At 43.2% G+C, this 23,561-nt stretch carries 22 protein-coding genes and 4 pseudogenes; 2 read left to right on the top strand and 24 right to left on the bottom strand.

The genetic code is table 11. From position 1 onward, the window contains the following. Positions 1–38 precede the first annotated feature (38 nt). The 10 genes and pseudogenes from JCM19033_RS15190 to hag (JCM19033_RS15155) all read right to left on the bottom strand — a co-directional run bounded on the left by JCM19033_RS15190 (position 39) and on the right by hag (JCM19033_RS15155) (position 8,845). Positions 39–1,487, bottom strand: a complete 1,449-nt coding sequence (locus JCM19033_RS15190; RefSeq protein WP_054636910.1) for a carbon starvation protein A — start codon at positions 1,485–1,487, stop codon at positions 39–41. 147 nt (positions 1,488–1,634) lie between these two features. Continuing rightward, positions 1,635–1,985, bottom strand: coding sequence for a LytTR family DNA-binding domain-containing protein (locus JCM19033_RS27605; RefSeq protein WP_306301367.1), 351 nt, complete (start codon positions 1,983–1,985; stop codon positions 1,635–1,637). A gap of 93 nt (positions 1,986–2,078) precedes the next feature. Further along, positions 2,079–3,082, bottom strand: a pseudogene (locus JCM19033_RS26115) (histidine kinase); the annotation flags it as partial. 335 nt (positions 3,083–3,417) lie between these two features. Next, entirely contained in the window at positions 3,418–3,870 is a 453-nt protein-coding gene (locus JCM19033_RS26110) for a LytS/YhcK type 5TM receptor domain-containing protein (protein ID WP_269758262.1), read from the bottom strand. Then, positions 3,867–4,130 carry a LytS/YhcK type 5TM receptor domain-containing protein gene (locus JCM19033_RS26105; RefSeq protein WP_269758261.1) on the bottom strand — a complete coding sequence of 88 codons (264 nt, stop codon included), beginning with the start codon at positions 4,128–4,130 and terminating at the stop codon, positions 3,867–3,869. Before JCM19033_RS26105 ends, JCM19033_RS26110 begins: the two co-directional genes overlap by 4 nt. Before the next feature lie 126 nt (positions 4,131–4,256). Then, positions 4,257–4,478 carry an HNH endonuclease gene (locus JCM19033_RS15175; RefSeq protein ID WP_083465492.1) on the bottom strand — a complete coding sequence of 74 codons (222 nt, stop codon included), beginning with the start codon at positions 4,476–4,478 and terminating at the stop codon, positions 4,257–4,259. After that, positions 4,442–5,176 (bottom strand): hypothetical protein, encoded by a 735-nt coding sequence (locus JCM19033_RS15170; protein ID WP_054636908.1) that lies wholly within the window; start codon positions 5,174–5,176, stop codon positions 4,442–4,444. The genes JCM19033_RS15175 and JCM19033_RS15170 overlap by 37 nt, the downstream gene beginning before the upstream one ends. Before the next feature lie 234 nt (positions 5,177–5,410). Then, entirely contained in the window at positions 5,411–6,685 is a 1,275-nt protein-coding gene (locus JCM19033_RS15165) for a flagellin (protein WP_054636907.1), read from the bottom strand. Positions 6,686–6,989: 304 nt separating this feature from the next. Beyond that, positions 6,990–7,853 (bottom strand): annotated as a pseudogene (gene hag / locus JCM19033_RS15160) (flagellin Hag). 71 nt (positions 7,854–7,924) lie between these two features. Further along, positions 7,925–8,845: a flagellin Hag gene (gene hag, locus JCM19033_RS15155; protein WP_054636906.1), complete on the bottom strand. Its 921-nt coding sequence runs from the start codon at positions 8,843–8,845 to the stop codon at positions 7,925–7,927. Positions 8,846–9,156: 311 nt separating this feature from the next. Between hag (JCM19033_RS15155) and JCM19033_RS15150 the strand changes: the two genes are divergently transcribed. Together JCM19033_RS15150 and JCM19033_RS23600 are read left to right on the top strand one after the other, a co-directional pair. Further along, positions 9,157–9,645 carry a competence protein ComK gene (locus tag JCM19033_RS15150; RefSeq protein ID WP_054636905.1) on the top strand — a complete coding sequence of 163 codons (489 nt, stop codon included), beginning with the start codon at positions 9,157–9,159 and terminating at the stop codon, positions 9,643–9,645. Positions 9,646–10,002: 357 nt separating this feature from the next. Next, the gene (locus JCM19033_RS23600; protein WP_198153532.1) at positions 10,003–10,155 is read left to right on the top strand and encodes a hypothetical protein; all 153 of its coding nucleotides are present in this window, start codon (positions 10,003–10,005) and stop codon (positions 10,153–10,155) included. 54 nt (positions 10,156–10,209) lie between these two features. Here JCM19033_RS23600 and JCM19033_RS15145 read toward each other — a convergent pair whose 3' ends face one another. The 14 genes and pseudogenes from JCM19033_RS15145 to JCM19033_RS15080 form a co-directional block, all read right to left on the bottom strand. Continuing rightward, positions 10,210–10,989, bottom strand: coding sequence for a response regulator transcription factor (locus JCM19033_RS15145; RefSeq protein WP_054636904.1), 780 nt, complete (start codon positions 10,987–10,989; stop codon positions 10,210–10,212). A 258-nt stretch (positions 10,990–11,247) separates the two neighbouring features. Beyond that, entirely contained in the window at positions 11,248–11,475 is a 228-nt protein-coding gene (gene csrA / locus JCM19033_RS15140; RefSeq protein WP_054636903.1) for a carbon storage regulator CsrA, read from the bottom strand. 19 nt (positions 11,476–11,494) lie between these two features. Next, positions 11,495–11,923, bottom strand: coding sequence for a flagellar assembly protein FliW (fliW, locus tag JCM19033_RS15135; protein ID WP_054636902.1), 429 nt, complete (start codon positions 11,921–11,923; stop codon positions 11,495–11,497). A 24-nt stretch (positions 11,924–11,947) separates the two neighbouring features. Beyond that, complete coding sequence (locus JCM19033_RS15130) at positions 11,948–12,529, bottom strand: DUF6470 family protein (RefSeq protein ID WP_054636901.1); 582 nt, start codon at positions 12,527–12,529, stop codon at positions 11,948–11,950. Positions 12,530–12,559: 30 nt separating this feature from the next. Beyond that, positions 12,560–13,718, bottom strand: a pseudogene (gene flgL, locus JCM19033_RS28335) (flagellar hook-associated protein FlgL). Positions 13,719–13,955: 237 nt separating this feature from the next. Next, entirely contained in the window at positions 13,956–15,551 is a 1,596-nt protein-coding gene (flgK, locus tag JCM19033_RS15120) for a flagellar hook-associated protein FlgK (protein WP_054636900.1), read from the bottom strand. Between the two features lie 112 nt (positions 15,552–15,663). Then, a complete protein-coding gene (locus tag JCM19033_RS15115) occupies positions 15,664–16,161 on the bottom strand; it encodes a flagellar protein FlgN (protein ID WP_054636899.1) in 498 nt (165 codons plus the stop codon). Between the two features lie 166 nt (positions 16,162–16,327). Next, a complete protein-coding gene (gene flgM, locus JCM19033_RS15110) occupies positions 16,328–16,591 on the bottom strand; it encodes a flagellar biosynthesis anti-sigma factor FlgM (protein ID WP_054636898.1) in 264 nt (87 codons plus the stop codon). A 94-nt stretch (positions 16,592–16,685) separates the two neighbouring features. Further along, the gene (locus JCM19033_RS15105) at positions 16,686–17,108 is read right to left on the bottom strand and encodes a TIGR03826 family flagellar region protein (protein WP_054636897.1); all 423 of its coding nucleotides are present in this window, start codon (positions 17,106–17,108) and stop codon (positions 16,686–16,688) included. A gap of 38 nt (positions 17,109–17,146) precedes the next feature. Further along, entirely contained in the window at positions 17,147–17,998 is an 852-nt protein-coding gene (locus JCM19033_RS15100) for a ComF family protein (RefSeq protein ID WP_054636896.1), read from the bottom strand. A gap of 401 nt (positions 17,999–18,399) precedes the next feature. Continuing rightward, positions 18,400–19,738 (bottom strand): annotated as a pseudogene (locus JCM19033_RS28330) (DEAD/DEAH box helicase). Positions 19,739–20,028: 290 nt separating this feature from the next. After that, positions 20,029–20,880 carry a DegV family protein gene (locus JCM19033_RS15090; protein WP_054636895.1) on the bottom strand — a complete coding sequence of 284 codons (852 nt, stop codon included), beginning with the start codon at positions 20,878–20,880 and terminating at the stop codon, positions 20,029–20,031. A 412-nt stretch (positions 20,881–21,292) separates the two neighbouring features. Beyond that, positions 21,293–22,051, bottom strand: a complete 759-nt coding sequence (locus tag JCM19033_RS15085) for a response regulator transcription factor (protein WP_054636894.1) — start codon at positions 22,049–22,051, stop codon at positions 21,293–21,295. Positions 22,052–22,313: 262 nt separating this feature from the next. Beyond that, positions 22,314–23,456, bottom strand: coding sequence for a histidine kinase (locus JCM19033_RS15080; protein WP_054636893.1), 1,143 nt, complete (start codon positions 23,454–23,456; stop codon positions 22,314–22,316). Positions 23,457–23,561: the final 105 nt, after the last annotated feature.

The raw sequence follows: 23,561 nt of genomic DNA, 5'->3' as shown, positions 1-23,561 counted from the left end.
TGACTTTTTAGAAGCCAGGTCTGCTTTCGATTCATCATTTACGCTGCCTTATGATCTTGTTCTACCTCGTCCACATCAATTCGGCCGGCATTCAGTTCTCTCTTTGCCCGGCGAGTAAACAAGGCAATCACAACCGCCGTTCCTATGGCTGCTCCGATATAAGCGGAATTCATCGGAAGACCAAAGCCAATTTCAGCATTCAGGATATACGTGAAGGTTACCATTGTCATAAAGACTGCCGGAATACTTGCTATCCAGTGGTTTTTCCGCTGTAAGAGCAGGTACATAGCCCCTACCCAAAGAGCGATCATCGCCGTGGACTGGTTTGCCCAGGAGAAGTAACGCCACAGCAATTGGAAATCAATAAAGGTTAACGCCACAGAAATGACAAACAACGGCAAGGCAATCATGAGACGCTTGATGATTTTCTTTTGTCCAACCTTGATATAGTCAGCAATAATCATACGAGCACTACGGAACGCTGTATCACCAGATGTAATCGGAAGAACAATAACACCAAGAACAGCCAACGTACCGCCGATTGCACCAAGCATTGTAATGGCCACTTCACTTACCACAAGAGCCGGACCGCCTGCTGCAAGAAGTTCATTCAGATCTTGTCCGTAGAACAGGCTCATCGCTGCTGCTGCCCAGATCATCGCAATAATCGCTTCAGTAATCATCATTCCATAAAAGATCTTTCGTCCCTGTTTTTCCTTTTGCGTCGTCCGGGAAATGATCGGTGACTGTGTTGCATGAAACCCGGATAATGCTCCACAGGAAATCGTTAAGAACAACAGTGGAAAGATTGGTAGATTGTCAGGATGCATATTGGTAAAACTTAATTCAGGAATCGGGGCACCTGTTATCACTAGCCCTGCACCAATTCCAACGGCACTGATGACAAGGAGCGCGCCAAAGTACGGGTACACTCGTCCAATGATTTTATCAATTGGAAGCATCGTTGCAAAAATATAATAAATAAAGATCAAAGCTATAAATAAACCAGTTGTTGCCCACATTGGCGTCAGGCCGCTAAGAAGATCAGCCGGTGCGGAAACAAACACGGTTCCCACAAGAACGAGAAGAAGGATGGCGAAAACGTTTACAACATGCTTCATAATCGTACCAAGAAACTTACCTGCCAGCTCAGGCAAATGAGCTCCTCTGTTACGAATGGAAATCATCCCTGTCAGGTAATCATGAACAGCACCGGCAAAGATGGCACCTAGTACAATCCAGAGAAAAGCAACCGGGCCGTACAGTGCACCCATAATCGGGCCAAAAATCGGACCCACCCCAGCGATATTTAAGAGCTGGATCATAGAGTTTTTCTTTGTGGACATTGGCACATAGTCCACTCCGTCATTCACTGAATACGCCGGAGTCATCCGTTTATCTTTAACACCAAAGACCTTTTCTACAAATTTACCATACGTGAAATAACCGATAATTAAAATAACAATAGAGATCAAAAAAGTAATCACTGGTCTCACCTCATCTATGATGTATACTTGTTTGTATGCGCTTTCATAGTTTCATTATAGATGAATTTGTTACTTTTTTGTGAAAAATCGGCTATCATGTCGAAAACTGATGGTAACATGTCATCCATCGTCACCTACATGCAAGGATTACAGCTCAAGCTCCTCCCGTAATGCTTTTACAAAATTCCTGCTTACCGGAAGCTCTTCCTGGTATCCTTTTATTTTAAGCTGATAGGCGCCATTTACCCACGGGATCAATTCCTCTACAGCTTGCAGGTTCACGATATAGCTTTTATGTATACGAAAAAAAGGCCAGCCCTGCAGCTTCTCACTTACCTCTTTTAATGTAGCTTTCGTTGAATACTTCTGCCCCTGGCTGTGAATAAGGGTTTCTCTTCCTTCCCGGTACAAATAGTCAATGGTGTCAGGGGCTAAGTAAACGATTCGATTTTGCCCTTCCACGGCAAGCTTCCCTTTTTTCCTTGCGTTTTCTGGCATCGTGTCAGAAAGAAGGATCTTTTCGATTCTTTTGATTGTTTCTTCCAGCTGTTCTTCATCAAAGGGTTTAAGTAAATAGTCCGTTGCCTCCATTCTAAATGCTTTGGCAGCATAATCAGGATAAGCTGTCGCAAAAATAAGGAGAGGCCTCTTCTTTACTTTCTTCAAATGCTCCGCTACCTCCATGCCATTCATCTGACTCATTTCTATATCCAAAAAGATCACATCCGGCTCTTTTTGAAGGACAAGCTCCAGCCCCTTCTGTCCAGAATCGGCTTCTCCTGCCACCTCAATCTGGCTGTGTTCTTCCAGTAAATAGATCAGCTCACTTCTGCTGTGTGGTTCGTCTCTACGACAATGACACGAATACGTCCTGTTTTCATAAATGGCCTCTCCTTTCCATGATCGTTTCTCCTTACGCACGTATATAAAAGAACACACGGTCCCTTCTCCTATAGTGCTCTCGATGTGAAGAGCCGACTCTTCTCCAAAGGTCATTTCCAGCCTCCGGTTGACATTATATACACCAATACCTGCTCCCTCTTTTGACTCCACCGATTGCTCTTTTAATTGAGAAAGACGTTCTTTTGTCATGCCCGCTCCGTTATCAGTAACGGCGACCCTTGCCCTGCCGTCTTCCTTTTGAATGGAAACCCTCAGCCTCCGGTCTTTGTATTTATCCCTAAGCCCATGTTTAAGGGCATTTTCAATAAGAGGCTGGAGCGTCATTGGGGGCACTTCCTTATAAAGAAGAGTGTCATCCACCTCATAAATCACTTCGAGCTTATCAAAAAAACGAGCCTCTTCAATCGCTAAATAAGACTTCACCTGATTGAGCTCTTCCTCTAACGTCGTGAGGCTTTTCTCAGAAGCTGACAAATTTTTCTGAAAAAATTGGATAAAGCCAGCAGCAGCTTCCTTGCTTTTGCAGGATCGGTCCGAATGAGAGAGACAATCGTATTAAGGGCGTTAAACAAAAAATGAGGATTCACCTGCGCCTGCAGCGCTTTAATTTCAGCCTCCCTGGCCAATTTCTGCTGATGTTCCACTTCAGCAAGCTCAAGCTGGCTGCTGAGAAGAAGAGAAAGGCCGCTCATGAGTTCCACGTTTAACGGTGTCACTTCTTTTTCGGATTCAAAATAAAACTTTAACGTCCCGATCGTTTCTCCTTTTTGCTTAAGAGGTGCAATAATGGCCGCTTTGATAGGACAGTCCTTAACGCGGCATTCAATTTCTCCATCCTTTGCTATCTTCATTTTTCCTGACTGAATCACCTCTTGGGTTGCCTTTGTTTTAATAGGGCTGCTCCCTGCGTGGTGGTCAGCCCCCAAGCCGCTATGTGCCAAAATGCTTTCTTTATTGGTGATGGCAACCCCGCTCACTTCTACTTCTTTTAATAAAATATCGCAGGCAGACTTGGCTGAATCTGGTGTTAACCCTGGCGGAGATCATTAATCGTCCGGTCAGCAATTCTTAGCGCCTTCTGCGATTGAAGAGCCCCCATTCTCTCTTCTTCATTAATGACGTTTTGAATGATCAAAATAAAAATAGCCGTTCCGGCCCCATTGGCCACAATCATCGGCACACCAATATCCTGCACTAACGCTAACGCCAGATCAAAGGGCCGTGCCACCCCTAAGATCACAGCCATCTGAATGGCCTCAGCCGCCGCCCCGGCAAAAAGAGCAACCGGCACAGAAATAATTCGCTGCTTTTTGAGCTTAGAATGAATCAGTCCGGCGAGAAGACCGGCAATGACCGAGGAAAGCCCGCAGGCAAAATCCGTAAAGCCGCCTAACGAGTAGCGGTGAAGCCCCGCGATCAAACCAGCGCCAAGCCCTACTTTTACCCCGCCAAGAAGACCGGCCGCTACAACGCCAATCACTCTTGAGTTGCAATCGCCTCATCCTCGCCCACAGAAACAGCCCAGCTCGAAAACACTCCCTCTTCCGGAGAGAAAGTCAAGCCTGTGTAGGTTCCCACGATGCCAAACAAGCCAAAGATCACCGTGATACTAAACGCCTGAACGGTTGTCAACTGCCGCTGATCCAGCAGCTGCCGAAAGAAAGGAAGCCTCGTCATAATGAAAGCAAGAGTTACAATAATCCCGAGCCGCTCTAACATTAACAACAGTAACTCCCACATCCGATGACCTCCTCCTTCTGCTATGTAGTGTGTCCATAAAAATAAGCTAACCCCTCCTAGTGTAGTGGTTAGCTTAGTGGATAGCAATTTTATGTGGTATGAGCTGAAAATGCGGCTAAGTAAAGGTTATTCAGCATGGTGAAACGGAGAGCCTTCACTGTCTGGTCCCCACAGGCTCGATCCTCCTGAGTGACCGGTGGTATCGTGGATTTCACGGTCCATCATTTCCATTCTTCCAGGCTGTTCATGGTGATGCCACACATATCCTTCAGGCGTCTCCCCCTGGCCCAGACGATCTACCTCCTCCGCTGTCAAACCAATATCCTCTGCGAGCTGAGGATTCGCCATAATATCGTTGTAAAGCTGTTCATTAGAAATTGAAATATGTACCCATTACTTTCTGTATACTGATCTACTGGAATCGTAGCTGCATAGTCATAGTCAAACACTGGATACACTCCGGTGCCCGTTTCTCCATTCCCAAGATCAATGACACTGCGCTCAAAGGGAACACCCGTCACTTCATGAACCTTGCCCTCCAAGTGAGAGTTCTGGGTGTCAATCTCAACCATTGCAGCTGCATCTGCCTCACCAATATCCAGCACATCAATCACGCCAAAAGCCATCGTTGAAACAGCCGCGACCGTACCAACCTGTTTCAGCCCTTCCAGAGCCTGCTCTTTGTCACCATCACGGTATCCAGTATAGGCGCCTTTTGCCCCATCTGCTGTATATTTAACCGTCTTTCCGATTCCTTTTACTGTACGCCCGGTGGAATCTTTCACATCGGACCATGCTTCCTCTTTGTGATACGCATCCCCTTTCACAATCCCGTATCCGCCCCGGGCAACCCCGTCTACAAATTGTCCGGTATTGTCCATGATCGTTTTGGATGCTGTATAGACGCCATTTCCAACCTCACCCATCCATTCCCCGGTCTTTGGGAATTTCGTTCCAACACCCTTCCCGGCAATTTTGACCGCTCCGCCAATCACTCCACCGCCAACCATGCCGATTCCTTTTCCAACAGACCTGAACACACCCATTTATTCCTCCCCCTTCAAAAAAAGCAACAACTGTTATTTATAATAATACAGTATGTAGTTATATTTTACTAGTTATATAGACTTATCCGGTTGGAGTCACCGATCTCACTGATTGGATCTACTCTTTTGGAAACATGAATGATATCACCACCTTTAAAGCAGTGGGTACCGATTGGAATAAATGGCAGAAAAAAGACCCCAGCTTGAAAACTGGAGTCGCTTTTACAGAGGATATTATCCTAGTAATTGGAGTACCGATTGTGGCTGCTGATTCGCTTGAGCAAGCATAGATTGAGATGCTTGAGAAAGGATGTTTGCACGCGTCATTTCCATCATTTCACGAGCCATGTCTACATCACGGATACGGGATTCTGCAGCTGATAGGTTTTCCTCACTGTTTGAAAGATTATAATGGATATGTTGTAGGGCATTTTGGTAAGCTCCATATTTCCCTCGTTCAGAAGAAACTTTTTTTAGCCCCTCATCTAACTTTTCAATTGCTTCCATTGCTCTTTCAAAAGGATCAACTTCAATCTCATCAATTCCTAATGAACCAGTTCTTGCATCCGTTAATTCTACCTTAAAATGATTTTGCGAGTTGGGACCTACTTGTAAAATAACATTATGCCCTTCGACAATTTCTTCAATCTCACTTGTTACCGTTTCTGTTATTTCTCGTGTATATTCTTCAGTGATCCCACGATCATGTAGGGCTGCAAATTGTCCTTGTTCACTAAGAAAGGTCGTAAAAGAAAAACTGTTGCCTGACCTTGTTTCATAGATTACCTCAGTATCTATGTTTGCTCCTCTAACTGCTTCAGTAATCACGTCATTAATATCTGTTATGCTAGAAGGCTCATTATTAGCTCCCCACGTTATGGTTACTCTATTTGTCGATGTGTTAATCTCTGCGGCTAATGGGCTGTTCAAATCCTGACTTTGCTCATAATCAAAGTTATAACCATATAAATCATTACCAGGGCTTTTTACTATATAACTATTGCTATAACAACTAACAAAGTCAATTACACTAGTTTCTGTCCTCGTAACTTCCTCTTCGACTGTTCTTGTGACGGTTTGACCGTCACTTGTTCTATTTAATAAGTTAATTTCGTTAAAATGAGTATTGTTTGCAATATCGTTAATCCCATGCTTAAGCTCATCTATTTCTTCTTGGATTTTTTCACGATCTTCTGCTGTCAACGTATCATTCGCAGCTTGCACCGTTAACTCACGTTGTCGATGCACCATACTTTGAATTTCTTCAAGACCACTGTCTGCTGTTTGAGTTAAAGAAATACCGTCCTGGACATTTCTTTGAGCTTGCGTTAACCCTCGTATTTGACCACGCATTTTCTCTGATATTGCTAATCCTGCAGCATCGTCTGCTGCTCGGTTTATTTTTAATCCAGACGAAAGACGCTCATGAGCTTTCGCTACACTTCCTTGGTTATCTTGATATCTATTTAAAGAATTCAATGCAGCAATATTACTAGCAATGACCGACATGATAAACTCCTTTTTTCTTATTCAAAATAATATTTAACTGGAAGAAGGTAACCCCTCTATATTTTTAGGTTCTTCCTATGTATCGGCATTTTATCAGGTATTTTTAACTAATATAGTTTAAGCATATAATTTAAGGAAATTTACTAATTTCGATTAGAACGCTTTAGGTTAAAAAGCTAAGCGCTAGCGGCCTGCCTTTTAAAATATATTGTAAATTCGTTCCAGGGTAAAATTTAATAAATTCATATAAGAACATAAAAGAGACTCCAACTTAAGCTAGAGCCTCCTTCTCTTGATAATAAAATTATCCTAGTAATTGTAGTACTGATTGTGGTTGTTGGTTAGCTTGAGCTAACATTGACTGAGAAGCTTGAGAAAGGATGTTTGCACGGGTCATTTCCATCATCTCTGCCGCCATATCAACGTCACGAATACGAGATTCTGCAGCTGATAGGTTCTCAGAAGCGTTGTCTAAGTTAGAGATAGTGTGTTCTAAACGGTTTTGTACAGCACCAAGGTTAGATCGTTCAGCAGACACATCTTCAATTGCCTGATTAATTGTATCGATTGCAGTATTAGCTGCACCTTGTGTTGTTGAGATATCAATTCCTAATGCATCTTCACCAGTGACGGCGGCATCTCTTGTAACACCTAAAGCATCAGCACTCATATCTTCAATTTCTAAAGTAATACTTTGATCTTCGTTAGCTCCTATATGGAAAACCAATCCAGCATTTCCATCACCATCAACATCACCGTTGATAAGTTTCTTAGTATTAAATTCTGTATTCTCAGAAATACGGTTAATTTCTTTTGCTAATTGGTCAACTTCTTTTTTGAAGTTCCTCGCGATCTTCTTGTGTATTGGTGTCATTTGCTGACTGAACTGCTAATTCACGCATACGTTGAAGGATGTCATGTGTTTCATTTAGTGCGCCTTCAGCTGTTTGAATTAAAGAAATACCATCTTGTGCATTTCGGCTAGCTTGATCTAAACCGTTGATTTGTGCACGCATTTTTTCAGATATGGCAAGACCTGCTGCATCGTCACCTGCACGATTAATACGAAGGCCGGAAGATAGTTTCTCCATAGAATTTTGCATAGCATTTTGGTTGACGCCATCTGACGGTGTGTATTTAATGCTGGAATATTATTATTAATTATCATAATTTATTTCCTCCTTGAGATTTCCGTTATTCACTTCCATGTGAATATAATAGTAAAAGTCTAAAATTAAATTATCCTAAAAGTTGTAATACAGATTGTGGCTGTTGATTTGCTTGAGCTAACATAGATTGAGAAGCTTGAGAAAGGATATTTGCACGAGTCATTTCCATCATTTCAGCAGCCATATCAACATCACGGATACGAGATTCTGCAGCTGATAAATTTTCTGAAGCATTATCTAGATTAGATATCGTATGTTCTAGACGGTTCTGAACAGCACCTAAATTGGATCTTTCTGCTGACACTAGTTCAATAGCGCTATTAATTGTAGTTATAGCAGCGTCAGCTCCAGCTTGTGTTAGGATTCCATCATCTTCATCTAAGTCGTCTAAATCAATGGTGTCAAAGTCAACTGCTAATTCAGATACCAATGCCTCATCGTCACCTTCAATATCATGTCCTAGACTCGCTGCATTCATAGAGTTAATAGATAAAGTTATATCTTGTCCAGTATTTGCACCTATATGAAAAGTGAATTCTTGAGGATCGCCAGTAAAATCTGTACCATCAGCCGTACGTTCGCCTAGTAAATTCTTTGTATTAAATTCTGTATTTTCAGATATTCTGTCTATTTCATCAATTAATTGATTCATTTCTTTTTGAAGTTCAGCACGATCTTCGTTTGTGTTTGTATCGTTCGATGATTGTACAGCCAATTCTCGCATACGTTGAAGAATGCTGTGAGTTTCATCAAGTGCACCTTCTGCAGTTTGAATCATGGAAATACCATCTTGTGCGTTACGGCTAGCTTGGTCTAAACCGTTGATTTGTGCGCGCATTTTTTCAGAGATTGCTAGACCTGCTGCATCGTCACCTGCACGGTTGATACGAAGACCAGAAGATAGCTTCTCCATTGAGTTTTGCATTGCATTTTGGTTAACACCCATTTGACGGTGTGTGTTCAACGCTGGAATATTATTGTTGATAATCATCTAAAAATCCTCCTTGATTGTTGTCCGTCCACGTCCTTGTGGCTGGATTCTGTTTATTTAGTGATCAGCAGCACCCTGTCGGCCGCCAGGGCTCGCTGCTATCACCTACATAAGTAATATCGGAGGATGGAGCAAACTGTTTACTATTTTTCTAATTTTCTTTTCTGTCGCACCTATAATTAGGTATATGTAACCAAAACTAAAATACTATGTCAGATTCCCTGACAAATAGTAGATATTTGGAATTTCATGAGTATAATAAAAATATAAAGTTAATATTCACATAATTATAAATTAGAGGAGGACGAGAAATGGAACAAGATGTTGTGGAGAATTATATTGTAAACAAGGACACTCTGGCTTTGGTACCCTATTTTAAAGGAGAAGCGAAGACGTTAATTTATGAGAAAGGAAAGAAACCAATTCTTGCGAAGAAAACTCCTCTTAAGATCCTAGACGACGCCTGCATTGCTGGCGGGGCTTCTCTTGAAGGAAGAAATAAGGCAGTGAGAGAACGAACGAATATCCAGAAGAAACGGCCTGTTCCTGTAAATTTGGATCACATGATTTATGCCTTTCCCGTAATGTCTTATTTGGCGACTGATAATGAATGGGTGTTCATTCATCACTTAATCGGATTTGAGCATGCAACTCCTTCAAAAGGCAAAGGAAAGACTGTTCTCACTTTTTCCGATCAACAGAAGCTTACGGTAAGGGCGAGTAAGTATTCTATTAAACAGCAGATGCAGAGGACTCACTCGTGTATTGTAGAATTCAATCCAAAGAATGATGCCAGTTAATTTTGTTTTTTGTTCCTGCACTTCCTTAGAGACTACATAAGTACATGGGCCAGCATTCAATGGACGGAATTTTTGTTCACTAAAGAGAACTTTTTCATAAAAATAATTTTATATAGTACAAAACAGAGAGCGAAACCCCTACCGTTCTCTGTTTTTTGCTCTATAAAGAACTTTCTGGTATTAAATTACCAAAAAGTTCTTGATTACGAACGTCATTCGTTATAAAATATTAATAAGTTCTTAATCAAAGATTAAACTCTTTCTATTCCCTTATTTTCATTGTTTGAAACATGACTTTTTTTTATTATTTAACCTATTAAAATAGTAAAGGAGGACAATCACTTGCCTTATTTTAACATGAGAAAAGTTTGGACCCCTTTGCAGTTTCTCGGGGTAAAGCTATACAAAACAGACGACGGCATTTACTTTATTAAATTTTTTAATGGCTCTCACAAAATGGTTAACCGGTGGAAATACGACAAGATGGAGGCCTATAAAGCGAATCGCTAACCCAAAACTTTTATTCTCAAACTATTATTCTATCTCTTTGTAATACTTATTTATTTAGGATGTTTTTACCCAGCCGCTTTCAATTGCCCGTTTTATCGTATGAGTGCGGTCATTCGCAGCCATCTTCTTCGTTAAATGGCTGACGTGGTTATTTACCGTTGCAACCGCCAAGTAGCATTCCTCTGCGATTTTGCGGTTGCTTTTGCCTTCTAAGATTTTCTCTAAGATCCGGCATTCGGCTTCTGATAAATTCTCCATTGCTTTTTCATAGATCAGCTCAAGCCGCTTGTTTTCTGATTCCGTTTCTATCCTATATAGTGAACGATAGGCATTAACAAAGCGCGGCTGGAAAACTGGATCAATATAGACCATAAATTCCATTGCTCGTAGGTAATGTACAACCCATTCTTTGGGTTCTCTATCTCCGCACAATAGTAGTGAAACCTGATGTTTCAATAAATGGTTTGTTTTCCCCTCATGTTCTTCACCTAAATTAACACCAAGCCTGCAAAGAATCTCCTGATCTGTTATTTCTTTAATTTTTTCTATGATCTCTTCAGGATCGACTTCAATATAATACAGGCAGTTTTTGTTCAAACCCGATTGCAAGTATGTAGAAAGCTCTTCCCCCTGGCACTTGTAAATGGTGCCCTCTATCTGCTCTTCAATAGTTTCTATTTCAAACGCTTTGCAGGAATTAAATAAAACTGTGGGTGCCTTCCCCCCATGTATTGCAGAACCGTGCATTCCTCTCACTTCTGTATCCCCCTCTTGACGTTCTATCCTCATCGTTGTTTCTTTTCCCTTGGCAACAGACTCACGTGTATCCCGCAATTTTCTACAATATCCCCTGAATTTTGTCTACGTATTGTGAAAGCAACACTCTTCTTATTCATCTTTATGAATGTAAATATTACCTTTCTTGCGCGATTTATACAAGGTGCGTCTGTCCCATAAATGTTAACAAAATGAAATAGTATTGTATTATTTTTTCATTTTTTTTCAAAAAAAAGTCGAATTTACAAAAATATCGCTAGTCTTTACCTAGAACTTAAGAACGAAAAAAGTAGAAATCTAGCAAATTCTAGATTCCTACTTTTTCAATTGTTGTGATAGTTTTTCTAACAATGAAAGATCCGAGGAGGCAGCTTCGTTGTTTTCTTCTTCAATCGCCAAAAAGATTTCTTTCCGGTGAATATCAATATGCTTCGGCGCGTCAATTCCTAGTTTGACCTGGTCTCCATCAACGGCTACTACTTTGATCTCAATGTCTTCTCCAATTTGAATCGACTGGTTGGGTTTCCGGGTAAGCACCAACATTACCTTTGTCCCTCCTCAGCTAATTCCTTTGGAAAAATTCGATGCTTTCTCTCATAAGGCTGTCGTTTAAGAGAAGCTGTTTTCCCTTCTTCTCTTTCACATTAAATATGACTGGTGCTTGAAGATTTGCCGTTGTGTCTTTAAAGGGTTCCTTTAATGTAAGAATCGTAAAGATTGCCACGTCATCTTCTTTTTGAATCATAAGTTGTTCTTGCAGGCTTTCAGGGAGCTTCACCTGATAATCTTGAAACAAAGAAAATGGGCTCGCAACCACAAATGCAACTTCCGGACTTTTAACAGATTGCAGAATTTGAAACACCTGGTCCTGACCGAAGGGAAGAAGAACAAACTGTGTTTCTGATTCAAATGCCGGCAATCCTTTTTCAAAAGAAAAAATGTCCTGCTCCTCGATGTCTATCTCCCCTACATATTTCGACTGTATGTTCATGTTGGTCCACCTTTCTATGGCTTATTACATGGTGCGATTCACGTGACTGCCAACCACCTGAAAGGAAAGAGAAGGCTTTTGTTTCATATAAGCTTGCGTTTCCCAGCGATCCACCTTTATTTCCGGTTCCCGTTTTTCCACATGAACAGTCGTTTCCTTTGGATTTGCCTGGATGCTTACCGTGAATGGCTGAAAATCAAAAGAAACGCGAAACGCATGTTTCGGCATGTATTCTAAGTGAAGTTCACTTTGCTCTGGCTGGGTTCTTTCCCTTGCAATTCTTTGTATGGCGCCGGTGCCATGTTCAATTTTTTTCAGCTGTTCCCCTTCGGCATTTTTTAGAGCAATGTATTCTGCAGTCTGCTGAGAGGCTTTTTGGATATGTTCATTGGCAGCACGCAAGGGTGTTTTCAAGCCGGCATCGGCGAAAGCCTCACTTTGGTCGATGAACAGCTTTGAAGCTGTAGTGGATATGTGGACAAGGTCATGGTGCTCCTGCTCAATGTGCATGTTTGGGAAAGGAGTGTGAATCTGTAGATGCGGTCTGTGGCTGCTCCGACCTGTTTCCCCTGGGATCTGGGTGATATGAATTACTGGCATCTCCATCACATTCTCCCTTTTCATGCACTGATTGTCCTATCGTAAAAAGTCCATTAACGTAGGCTGCATAATTCTTGCTCCCGCTGCCATCGCAGCTCTGTGAACATTTTCCTGCATCTGTAAATCTATGATTACTTTTTCCAAATCAGCATCTTCATTATCTGACAGGATTCTCTTTGCTATAACTTCTTGTTCATTAAGCCTCGTATCCATCATTTCCACTCTATTAATGCGGGCTCCCAGTTCCGCCCGTTCGTTTACCATATTGTCAATGTGCTTATCCAGGCTGCCAATAAGACTTGAGATGTCAGACCCTTTCACGCTCGGATCTTCTAAAACCCGAGTCAGGTGCTTAATGTCACCGAATAGAGCATTTGAAAAGACTTCCTGGGGAGTTGAGTTGACCGGAATATTGATGCCTTTCATGAGCTCAATGTCCACGTTCTGGGTATTTGTTGATACAGCGTTCCGCTGGGAAACAATGAAGTCTTCTGCACGCAAATTCTGCGTCTGCTCTTCCGTTTCTCCCGGCTGCACGATCCCCTGCTCATTCATGACAGGCCCTTGAAAATGGTACGTGAAACTCTCATCTTCCAGGACAATATAGTCGTCTTCGTCCTCGTTGATATTTACATAGTGCAGAGGCTCTCCCGCTTCTGGGTCATAGCGATAGATTTCACCGTTATAGGAAATTTCATAGAGATCCTGATTAGCTCCCGGCGCAGACAGTACGCCCGGTTCCAGGTTCATCAGGTCCATATCTACCGGTGGGTTTGTCGTATTGGTTCCGTTAAAATATATTTGTTATTTGTTTTCGTATTGGCAATGGATGCCAAATGCTCAAGCAGCTGCTCGATTTCACTGGCCATGTTAGCCGCTGGCCTGATTCGTATGTATCGTTTGAAGCCTGGATAGCAAGCTCACGTATTCTATGCATCGCCTGGGTGGACGTATCAAGCGCTGAGTCCGCTGACTCCATCCAGTTGTAGACTTCACTTAAATTGCGCTTGAACTGCTCCACCTCAGTGACCTGAGTCCGGTACCGCATACCGTTCATCGCAACAACCGGATCCTGGGAAGCCCTTGTAATCTTTTTTCCAGTGGAAAGCTGGTCCATGATGTTACCAAGGTTGTTGTAGCCTTTATGGATGTGGCCCAGCGAGTTATGAGCAAGCATGGACTGAGTAACACGCATACTATTTCACCTGCCTTTGTTTTTTCAGAAGTATAGGTAAGCTGTTTGATCCGGAGCTGGCCCTGTTTTGAGTTGATTGAAATAATTGCTGCTTTGACCCAATAATTTGGGTTTTGACCCAATTATGTGCGTTTTTGACCCAATTATTGTTCAAAACGACCCAATTATCTGCATTTTGACCCAATTATTGCTCAAAATGACCCAATTATCGTTTTCACGTTTATGATATCTTGTAATTTACCGCCCTACGATGCCCATGCCGTTAATAATTCTGTCCAGCATTTCATCGATCGTGGTGATGTTTCGGGCAGCGGCATTGTATGCGTGCTGAAATTGAATCATGTTGGTCATTTCTTCATCTAGGGAGACACTGCTTACAGATTGACGGCGGTGATCAATGTTGTCCCGAAGAGCTGCCGAGTTATTTTTCATCCGGTTGGCTTCGTTTGTGGCAACAGCCATATCTCCGATGATACTTTGGTAAAAGCTTTGCACGTTTGTGTCGTTGCCGCCAAAATCAAGAGGCAAGTCTTTTACATTTGCAAGAGCCAAGGCGTTGGATCCGTCTCCGGCAAAAGCGATCGCTGGATTTCCAGTTGGTGCAGCCGCAGCGATATGATTCAGGCTGTTTTTAATTTCATCTGAAATTTGTAAAAGCTGAGATGCGCCACTTTTGTTTGCAGTGGGCTCAGCAAACGTGAAAAAGCTGATCGGCTCTCCCTTTTCTTCATTCCTAATGTCGTTAAGGGTCCAGCCTGCCTCATGCACCTCGTTAAAAGCTTCTACAAAGGTAGTGACCATAAGGTCGAGTTCGGTCAGCATATCAGGGTATGTTCCCCTAACTTCACCATTTTCCGTGTGTCCGTATGCCGCGACCAGGCCTTTCATTTTCCCCGGAGAATCCAAAAAGGACAAATCGTTTATGGGGCCATCCAGGGCCTCACCGTCCACCCAGTCCCCGTTGTCCCATGCCAGCGTCATAGCTGAGACAGGAGCGGTCCGGTCCTCACTGTCATATTGAATCTCCATCTGGCGGAAGTCATGATTTGCACCATCTATCAGCTTTGTGATCTGATTTCCATCCCCGTCTGCAAGGTAAATGGTAAAGCTTCCTTCCGCACTGCTTTTTGCCTGGCCACCGCTTGGTTCCTTCTCTATTTGAATATTTGCAATGGCAGACAGCTCATCAATGAGCCGGTCCCTTTCATCGTACAAGTCATTTGGGAGGTAGCCGTGGGGCTCCATAGATGACACTTGCTTATTAATTTCGTTAATTTGCTGCAGCAGGGAATTCACCTGGTTCGTTGTTGTATTGATATCTGCTTTTATGTCACGCTGAATGGCTTGTAAGGAATCAGCTGTATAGTTAAACACCTCTGCCACGGCGATTCCATTTTGCCTTACAACAGCACGGGCACCGGAATCCTGAGGGTTGGCATTTAAGTCCTGCAAAGAGTTCCAAAAACGGTCCAGGGTCTGGTTAATGCCGTCCTCGGTAGGCTCATTCATGATGTCTTCCATCTTTTCAAGGGAAGTATGGACCGAATCCCAGTAGCCTGCCTTTGCACTTTCTCCGTGGTACTGAACATTCAGGAAGTGTTCCTGAACCCTTTGAACGGAGCCCGCTTCCACTCCAGTGCCTATCTGACCTGGGATACGCGGGGCGTTCAAGGAGGCTGGAGGCATTGGCTCCGTAGCAGAAAAATTCACACGCTGCCGTGTATACCCTGGTGTATTGGCGTTTGCTATATTATGGCCTGTCGTATAAAGTGCCGTCTGCTGGGTCGTCATTGCGCGCCTGGCTGTTTCGAGCCCATGAAAAGTTGAAGTCATCCCGTGCTTCCTCCGTTCTAATTGCTTCATTGATTTTTTTCAATATAAAATAAAAATTGGCTCCTTGAACTCCTGGCTGGGCTGTCTTTTTAGGGACGCGGCCGGACCATAGTTAAGCCCTGGAGTCAAAAGCTGAATAGTTCAGCTGTCTGTCTTGTCCCTTCTCATGGGGATTCTGGTAGCTGAACGTTTCCTGATCCGGCTGTAAAAGGTCCAGAGAAAGGTTCACAAATTGAAGAGAATCCCGGATCATTTGCTGGTTCAGCTCATTTTGAGCTGACAGTTTGTCCACCTCTTTTAAAAGTCCAACATAAAGTGTCTGCAGAGGCTTTTGATAATCCTGAGGTATGGCAGAAAAAAGGTCATTCATTGAGCCTTCTCCACCCTCTTTAACAAAGTCAGGGTGGTCCGTTAGAAAGGCGGAGACTGCTTTCTGTCTTTTTCCCTCTGCCAGCTGAAGAGCTTTCAACAGCTTTGTCTCTTGCTGAATCACAGTCTGCAAGCCTTTTATATCATTTACTTTTATAACTTCTGTTTTCTGAATGGCTATATCATTCATCTGCTGGTGAACCTTCACCAAATCAGCCAGTGACTCAAAGATTTCTTTCACTGTTATAGAAGCTCCTTTTCTTTTATGTAATCAAGGGGGGCTGAAGGGGGCCAGAAACAAGGGCAGCCTGCTCGTACTCAGTGACGATGTGTCTTTTAATTAAAAGCTTCAGCTTCCTTGGATTCTTTCGGCCAACCCGGCTTCGAGGACAGCCCCTATTTCATTTCTATTTCGACCAGTACTCGTAGAATTTTTTCGCGACAGCATGGGAATCTACTTGGTATTCCCCTGCCTCTACTTTTTCCTTAAGTGCTTGAATTTTTTCTTCACGCTCCAATTCAACGCTGCTTTTTTTCTGGAGTTCTTTTGCCGCCTCTGAAATTTCAACCTTGTCGTGTTTTTTTTCAGATGCTTGTGCAGATTTATGTGTTTCCGCTTGTTTTTGATAAGGGTTTGTATGATTAACGGGTCCAAAAGGGTTGATATTCATCGGGTTCACCTCTTTCTCATTCTTTTTCACGGTGGTGAGTGATGGTCCTTTTTTAATTATAAGGCAAACAGATTCTCTTACCTACTCATAAAAGCTATTGTTTTGCGTTGAAAGAATGATAGGTTTTGTATGTTCCTGCTTCTCTTTCTTTTATTCTGTCTTTGCGTTCCCGGTCTTTTCTATCTTCTTCAAGCCCCTGTCTGATGTTTTCCTTACAGGAACGGCAAAGACTCCCATCTCGAATTTCATCTCCGCAGGACGTACACGGATAGGTCATGTTAGGGAAGTGAGTAAGATGCAATCGTCCTTCTCTTATAAAACGGGAGATAAGTGATTCCGCTACCCCGGTGTTTTCAGAGACTTCTATTCTTGTCGCTGTCCGGTTGTCCCTTTTTTTAATATAGCTGTATACAAGCTCAAATTGTTTTTCAACTTCTTGATGACAGGCATCGCACACACTACGAAGGTTTTTCACGAATAAACTTCCGCACTCTGGGCAATTTTCCAGACTTGCCATTATATCACCCTCTTCTTTGGTTTCTGAAGATTTCTCCGCTATCCTCTTGCGATGGTTAATGAGGAGACAGAGGCTGCTCCGTGCTCTTTGAGGATTTTTGCAGCTTTCCGAACGGTACTGCCGGTAGTGTATATATCGTCAATTAAGAGAAATTGTTTATCTTTTATCGAAAACAATTCAGGATGAAGGATGGCAAAAGGGGAAGATCCTGTTTGGTGAGGGTGTGGCATACGTTCTACTCTTGACCTCTTGCTCTGTTTTGTTTCATGGCGGGTCCGGGTGAGAAGATCAGGAAGATAGAGAACTTGAGAATTTCCCTTTAGTGAGGAAAAGAGCTTCGTGAAGAAGGATTTTTGCAGGAGAAAACGCAGAGGCGGTTGATCAGGTGTTATGGAGGTGGCTAGAAGCTCAGCCTGGTTGAAGCCTCTTTCTGTAAGCCGCTCCTTACTTAAAGGAATTGGGACAATATGATAACCGGAAAATTCCTGGTGGTAATAGTCGTTGAGTCTCCTTAGGAAAAGGGAGCTTAAGATGGCATCACCGCGAAACTTATAGCGCCCGATGATCTCTTGAAGAAAATCATTGTAGTGATAAAGAGAGCGGTTCTTGTCGAGGAGTCCGCTCCAGTGAGTTGAGGTCTCCCACCTCGTACAGTCGTGACACCTATCATTATTGGAAATATATTTTTCATCCAGAGTTTCCAAGGAGCGGCCACATAGGTGGCATAGCCTCCCTTCCATCTTTTCCAGCTGGTTTGAACACTCCTCACATAGCAAGGGCTTTTCTTTCTCATATAATAGATTGCTCCAGGTGACGTGGACGGGATGTGGAGCCCCGCACCACAAACAATTAGGCATATCACCAAGGTTTCGATACGTCAGAACAGACAATACTACTCCTCCTTTTTTAGTGTGCCGGTTTTGAGGGTGCCTCCTGGGGGGGGGTGCCTGGCACCCCTACCCAATCTGTAACATTTGTCATAGACAATCCCGTTACAACGGGCTTTGGCCGCAAACACTCCTTTCGGTGCCTGGCACCCCTATCCAATCTGTAACATTTGTCATAGACAATCCCGTTACGACGGGCTTCGTCCGCCACCACCCTTTTTCGGTGCCTGGCACCCCTACCTAACCTGTAACATTTGTCATAGAAAATACCGTTACAACGGACTTCGTCCGCCACCACCCTTTTTCGGTGCCTGGCACCCCTACCTAATCTGTAACATTTGTCATAGAGAATCCCGTTACAACGGGCTTCGTCCGCCACCACCCTTTTTCGGTGCCTGGCACCGTCACTGTATGTTCGCTTTGTTCATTTGTTTGATATGCCGGCGGGCAGCCAGCATGGCATTGCTCTTGCCGTAGTGAAAATAGACTACGTCACCTGTTGGATGATCGGCACTTCTCCCTGCCCGGCCGGCGATTTGCACGAGGGCACTTTCATCGAAGATGGTCTCTTCCGCTCCTAACACCGCTACCTCTATTCCTTTCACCGTGACTCCCCTCTCCAGGATCGTAGTCGTCACTAACAGGGGGATCTTTCCTTCACGAAAGTCCTGAACCTTCCCGCGGCGCTCGGTATCCTCCGCATGAACCCTTGTATGTTGGAGTTTATCTTTTGCAGCAGCGGCGTTATTTGATGTAGTACCTTTACTGTGGGCACAAACACGAAAGTCTGTGTCCCCGAATTCAGACGCTTCCTGCACCATTCCCGCAGAGCATGGGGAAGCTTCTTTTTTCCTAAAGTCTTCTTCCAGTTTCCTGTCCAGGCAAAACGAGGCTCAGGCAGAGGGTGACCATGATAGCGGCGGGGAATCTTGACAGCGTATAATTTCTTCTGCTGGACTCGTTTTTTTAAGTCAGTAGAGGCGTGGCCGTTAAATAGAATAGAGCCGCTGTCTTCTTCTTCGCTTTCTGAATGCCAAAGGCCAGGCTTTTATCAAATGTGTACGGAAAGGCATCCACTTCATCTACGATCACCAGATCAAAGGCATCCTTAAACCTCCTAACCTGATGAGTTGTAGCAATCACCAGCTGGCCCCAGCCATCACGGTCCTCACTGCCTCCGTAAAGCCCTGTTACCTGAACGTCTGGAAAAGCTTTTTTCATACGGGGAAGAAGCTCCAACACTACATCTGTTCTAGGAGTGGCAAGGAGTACACGCTGCCCAAGCAGCAAAGCCTTCTCTAGACCCGGAAACAGAATTTCTGTTTTCCCTGCTCCGCAGACTGCCCAAAGTAACAACTCCTGCTCTGTCCCTATTCTGCTTTCCATCTCCGTAACAGCTATTTTTTGTCCTGCTGAAAATTCTCCTTCCCATGCTAAGAGAGAGTCACACTTTTCGCTTTCCTGTGGCGGGGCTCCTTTCCATCCGATCAAAGGAGTGCACTCTGCCACTCTTCCCATCGTGATGCAGTTCCTGCAATAAACACAAAGTCTTTCACAACGGGCACAAGGAACTTGGGCAAAGGTAGTTGTCTTTCCGTGATTGCCACAGCGATGACAGTAATATCCTTTAGCGCTTTTTTCGATACCTTTATTAAAATAAATATATCCATTGAAGTAAGAGTCTCGAAGAATCTGGAATGAGAAAGGAAGTTCATCCGGGAGGAGTTCTTTGCCGGCTAACAAAGACCGAATATCTTTTTGAGGGGTAAAAGCACGGTTTATTTCAATAGAAGGAGTTTCACTGTAAAAACTAATGGATTTAGGATCGCTTTTCAACACTGCTGAAGAAGGTATCCAGGCTTCCGGGAGGAAATAGGGGTGATTTCGGCCAAAGGGGTCAGGCCATTCAACGAGGGCAAATTTCAATAAAAAAGCCTCCTTTTTGAAGAGTTTTAATGTGAGGGGATTTGAGGGTAAAACAAAGCTGCCTCTTTTTGAAGGAAAGCAGACAGCTTCTGAAGGTAAAATGTTAATTAGTCTTTCTGTTTATACCAGCCGATTCCAATGCTGCCTTCCCCAAGATGGGTACCAATAACAGGCCCGAAATAACTGATATCTATTTCAAGGTTATCATACTTTTGGTCCAAATGATTTCTGATTTCCTCAGCTTTTTCCGGCCTTTGGGCATGAATCACTGTAGCGCGGATTGGCTCTCCTTTTGCTGCATCTTCATCTAGGAGCTCATATACTCGGTTCACGGCTTTTTTAGCTGTTCTGACTTTTTCAAAAGGGACAATCAGCTTATCTTCAAAGTGAAGAACAGGCTTAATTTTCAAAAGACTTCCAACAATTGCTTGCGCGCCGTTTAATCGGCCTCCACGGTGGAGATGATTTAAGTTATCTACGACAAAATAAGCACGCATGCTTTCTCTCATTTCAGATAACCGAGTCATAATGTCATCCACAGAGTGCCCATCCTGGGCCATTTTTGCTGCTTCAATAACATAATAGCCTTGTGGGGCACAGCTAACCTCTGAATCAAAACAATGCACATCCACTTCTTCAACCGTTTCGCCCACAGTTACAGCAGTGGAATACGTGCCGCTGATCCCGCTGGAAAGATGGATGGAAATGATCGCATCATGGTTCTCTCCAAGCTTTTCGAACGTTTCTAAAAACGTCCCCATTACTGGCTGTGACGTCGTAGGCAGCTCTTGACTTTCACTCATTTTCTTATAAAATTCATCAGTCGTTATATCGATTTCTTCTTCGTACGCCTCTTCACCAAAAACCACACTAAGCGGCACTACGGTAATGCCGTATTTATCCAATGTTTCCTGGCTTAAATAGGCTGTACTGTCTGTTACGACCGCAATATTCGGCATAGGTTATCCCCGCTTTTTCTTTTATTTTCGTTAAAACCTCTGTTCTCTCTTTTCTGTTCTCTCTTTAATGATAGTTTTTCTTGACCGTTTCTGCAAGGTAAGATTCCCTCGGAGCAAGGCACGTCAACGCTTTTCCCCTTCACCTCACTACGGCACTGCTGCGGTACATCACTACGGTGCCTGGCACCGCTTCCCGTTGTAACAAGACTGTAACCCTACTCCATCCCTATCCCCTGGCAGCAAAGGATTTCTCTTACACTCCCCATGTACGGTGCCTGGCACCCTACCCCGCTGTAACAGGACTGTAACCTTATTTCAGCTCTAACCCTTGGTAGCAAAGGATTTCTTACATTCTCCCTTTTTTGGTGCCAGGCACCCCTCCAAAAAATGGCACCCCTTTCCAAAAACGAAATCAAAAAAAGTGCAAGGGATTGTTCCTTTGCACTTTTTCTATGCTTATCTTACTTTTTACCCAGCCTTTTTTGATCGATTCTACGACGGCTTGAGTCCGGTCATTTACATTCATTTTCTGTAATATGTTGCTGACATGGTTCTTGACTGTCTTCTCACTGATGTAGAGAGCTTCCCCTATCATCCGGTTACTGTAGCCATCAGTCATAAGCTGGAGAACTTCACACTCGCGACGTGTCAGAATGTGAAGGGGCTTCCGGTACTCCACTTCCTTAAAGCCCACTTCTCCCTCCTCTTCACCGCCATCTCCGCCAGTAGCAAGGCGTCGATATTCGTTGATAAGATTATGAGTGACTTTTGGATGAATGTACGCTCCTCCGGCCCCTACTACTTTCACGGCTTCTATTAACGCTTCGGCATCCATTTCTTTTAATAGATAGCCTGCTGCTCCAGTCTTTAACACGTGGGTTACGTAGGACTCGTCATCGTGGATTGAAAGGATAAGAACCTTGATATCAGGATACTGATTAACCAGGTTTTTCGTTGCTTCGACACCATTCACACCCGGCATATTAATGTCCATCAACACAACATCCGGTTCATGTTTCTCGACCAGTTCAACCGCATACTGGCCGTCATCGCCTTCTGCTACGATTTCAAATCCTGGCTCCATGGCCAGAATTCGCTTTACCCCTTCACGAAAAAGTTGATGGTCATCTATTAGTAACAATTTAATCTTTTCTACTACTCGTTCCTGCATAAACCTCATCCTTTCCAAATCTTACAATTGTGATTGATCAGTATGTTGAATGTTCTATATTAGTAGTTACAATTGAAGTAGATTTTATCTATTGATAAATCACCAATGTTCCTTACAAAGGTTTTCGGTTGATAAGCATGCGTAACAGCTGGCTTTATTCTCTTACAATCGGAACTCGTATCCATTTGTCAGCTAAAAATTAGGATCGGTGAAACTCCTACTTCTATAAGTTAACTAGAGTGAGTAGTCGCAAAAATGCCTGTTACTCCTGCTCGACTTTGTAATGATTAGGTACCTTAATCATGACTGTGGTCCCTTTGTTAGGTGCGGAGTCAATAGACATTCTCCCTTTCAGGACATTAATTCTCTCTTTCATTCCCATAATCCCAAAGGAATTTTCAGTTTTGGCGCTTTTGTCAAAGCCTTTGCCATCGTCTTTTACTACAATAGAAATATCAGAGGCTTTTACTTCCACTTTCACTTTTACTTCAGTAGGTTCAGCATGCTTGTATGCATTTTGAACGGCTTCCTGTACGAGACGGAATAAACCGACTTCCAGATTAGGTGACAGCCTGATTTCCTTCCCAAAATGCATAAACGTAATGTTCATGCCCGAATGTTCTTCAAATGTTTTCAAGTATTTGTTTAAAGTAGGGATGAGACCTAAGTCATCCAGTGCCATTGGACGCAGATCATATATAATGCGTCTGACTTCTGACAGGCTGCTCTTGATCATACCTTTAAGGTCTCTGATTTCAGCTAAAGCTGCTTCTATTCCTTGATCATTGTATACTCTTTCAACGAGATCAGATCGAAGCAGAACGTTTGCAATCATTTGAGCGGGACCATCATGGATTTCCCTGGCCACTCTTTTACGCTCTTTTTCCTGGGCTTCGATAATCTTTAAGCCAAATTTCTGCTTTTCCTTAGCGTCTTCCACTAATTCTCCCATTTCTTTCAGGTCACCAGTAAGAAAGTTATATACAACAGACACTTGCCCAACAAGAGTTTCAGCCCGATCCATTGTCTCCCTCAGGTGCGTTAACCGAAGCTCAATTTGATCCCTTCGCTTACGCAATTGTTTTTCTTTTTGTTGAAGAACAGCTAAGTTCACCTGATATTCGTTAGCTTGTTCATAAGCCGAACGAACTTCTTCGCTAGAGAACTGTTGGAATTGCTTGCTTACCTCAGCCAAGCGATTCCGGCTTAGACGAGCCTGGACTTCAGTCTTATCGGTTTCCTCTATAATGTGTCCTACTTTTTTTCTCACATCTTGCAATTCTTTAGCAAGAGATTCATATTCCTGCCGAGAACATTCATTGATTTCAAATATCTGTTCTTTACTTTGACTTACTGTATTTAATACCTTCTCAATAACTAAATCAAGATTATTATTATTTGACACCAAGTATTCACCAACCTAATTACGAATCAGATCGTTTGACACACTCTCCTGATCCAGTATGATTATTTTATCACATGGTTGTAGACCTATCCTATAAAAAGGAGA

This window comes from Thalassobacillus sp. C254 (assembly GCF_001310615.1).
The sequence above is the reverse complement of the archived record's forward strand: the minus strand, read 5'-3'. Positions and strand labels throughout refer to the sequence as shown.

Coding starts and splice junctions, on each gene's coding strand:
- JCM19033_RS27605 (WP_306301367.1), bottom strand. CDS start 1,985: ATGCCAGAAAACGCAAGGAAAAAAGGGAAGCTTGCCGTGGAAGGGCAA.
- JCM19033_RS26105 (WP_269758261.1), bottom strand. CDS start 4,130: ATGTGGGAGTTACTGTTGTTAATGTTAGAGCGGCTCGGGATTATTGTA.
- JCM19033_RS15175 (WP_083465492.1), bottom strand. CDS start 4,478: ATGGCGAATCCTCAGCTCGCAGAGGATATTGGTTTGACAGCGGAGGAG.
- JCM19033_RS15170 (WP_054636908.1), bottom strand. CDS start 5,176: ATGGGTGTGTTCAGGTCTGTTGGAAAAGGAATCGGCATGGTTGGCGGT.
- JCM19033_RS15165 (WP_054636907.1), bottom strand. CDS start 6,685: ATGTCGGTCATTGCTAGTAATATTGCTGCATTGAATTCTTTAAATAGA.
- hag (WP_054636906.1), bottom strand. CDS start 8,845: ATGATTATCAACAATAATATTCCAGCGTTGAACACACACCGTCAAATG.
- JCM19033_RS15150 (WP_054636905.1), top strand. CDS start 9,157: ATGGAACAAGATGTTGTGGAGAATTATATTGTAAACAAGGACACTCTG.
- JCM19033_RS23600 (WP_198153532.1), top strand. CDS start 10,003: ATGAGAAAAGTTTGGACCCCTTTGCAGTTTCTCGGGGTAAAGCTATAC.
- csrA (WP_054636903.1), bottom strand. CDS start 11,475: ATGTTGGTGCTTACCCGGAAACCCAACCAGTCGATTCAAATTGGAGAA.
- fliW (WP_054636902.1), bottom strand. CDS start 11,923: ATGAACATACAGTCGAAATATGTAGGGGAGATAGACATCGAGGAGCAG.
- JCM19033_RS15130 (WP_054636901.1), bottom strand. CDS start 12,529: ATGGAGATGCCAGTAATTCATATCACCCAGATCCCAGGGGAAACAGGT.
- flgK (WP_054636900.1), bottom strand. CDS start 15,551: ATGACTTCAACTTTTCATGGGCTCGAAACAGCCAGGCGCGCAATGACG.
- flgM (WP_054636898.1), bottom strand. CDS start 16,591: ATGAATATCAACCCTTTTGGACCCGTTAATCATACAAACCCTTATCAA.
- JCM19033_RS15105 (WP_054636897.1), bottom strand. CDS start 17,108: ATGGCAAGTCTGGAAAATTGCCCAGAGTGCGGAAGTTTATTCGTGAAA.
- JCM19033_RS15090 (WP_054636895.1), bottom strand. CDS start 20,880: ATGCCGAATATTGCGGTCGTAACAGACAGTACAGCCTATTTAAGCCAG.
- JCM19033_RS15085 (WP_054636894.1), bottom strand. CDS start 22,051: ATGCAGGAACGAGTAGTAGAAAAGATTAAATTGTTACTAATAGATGAC.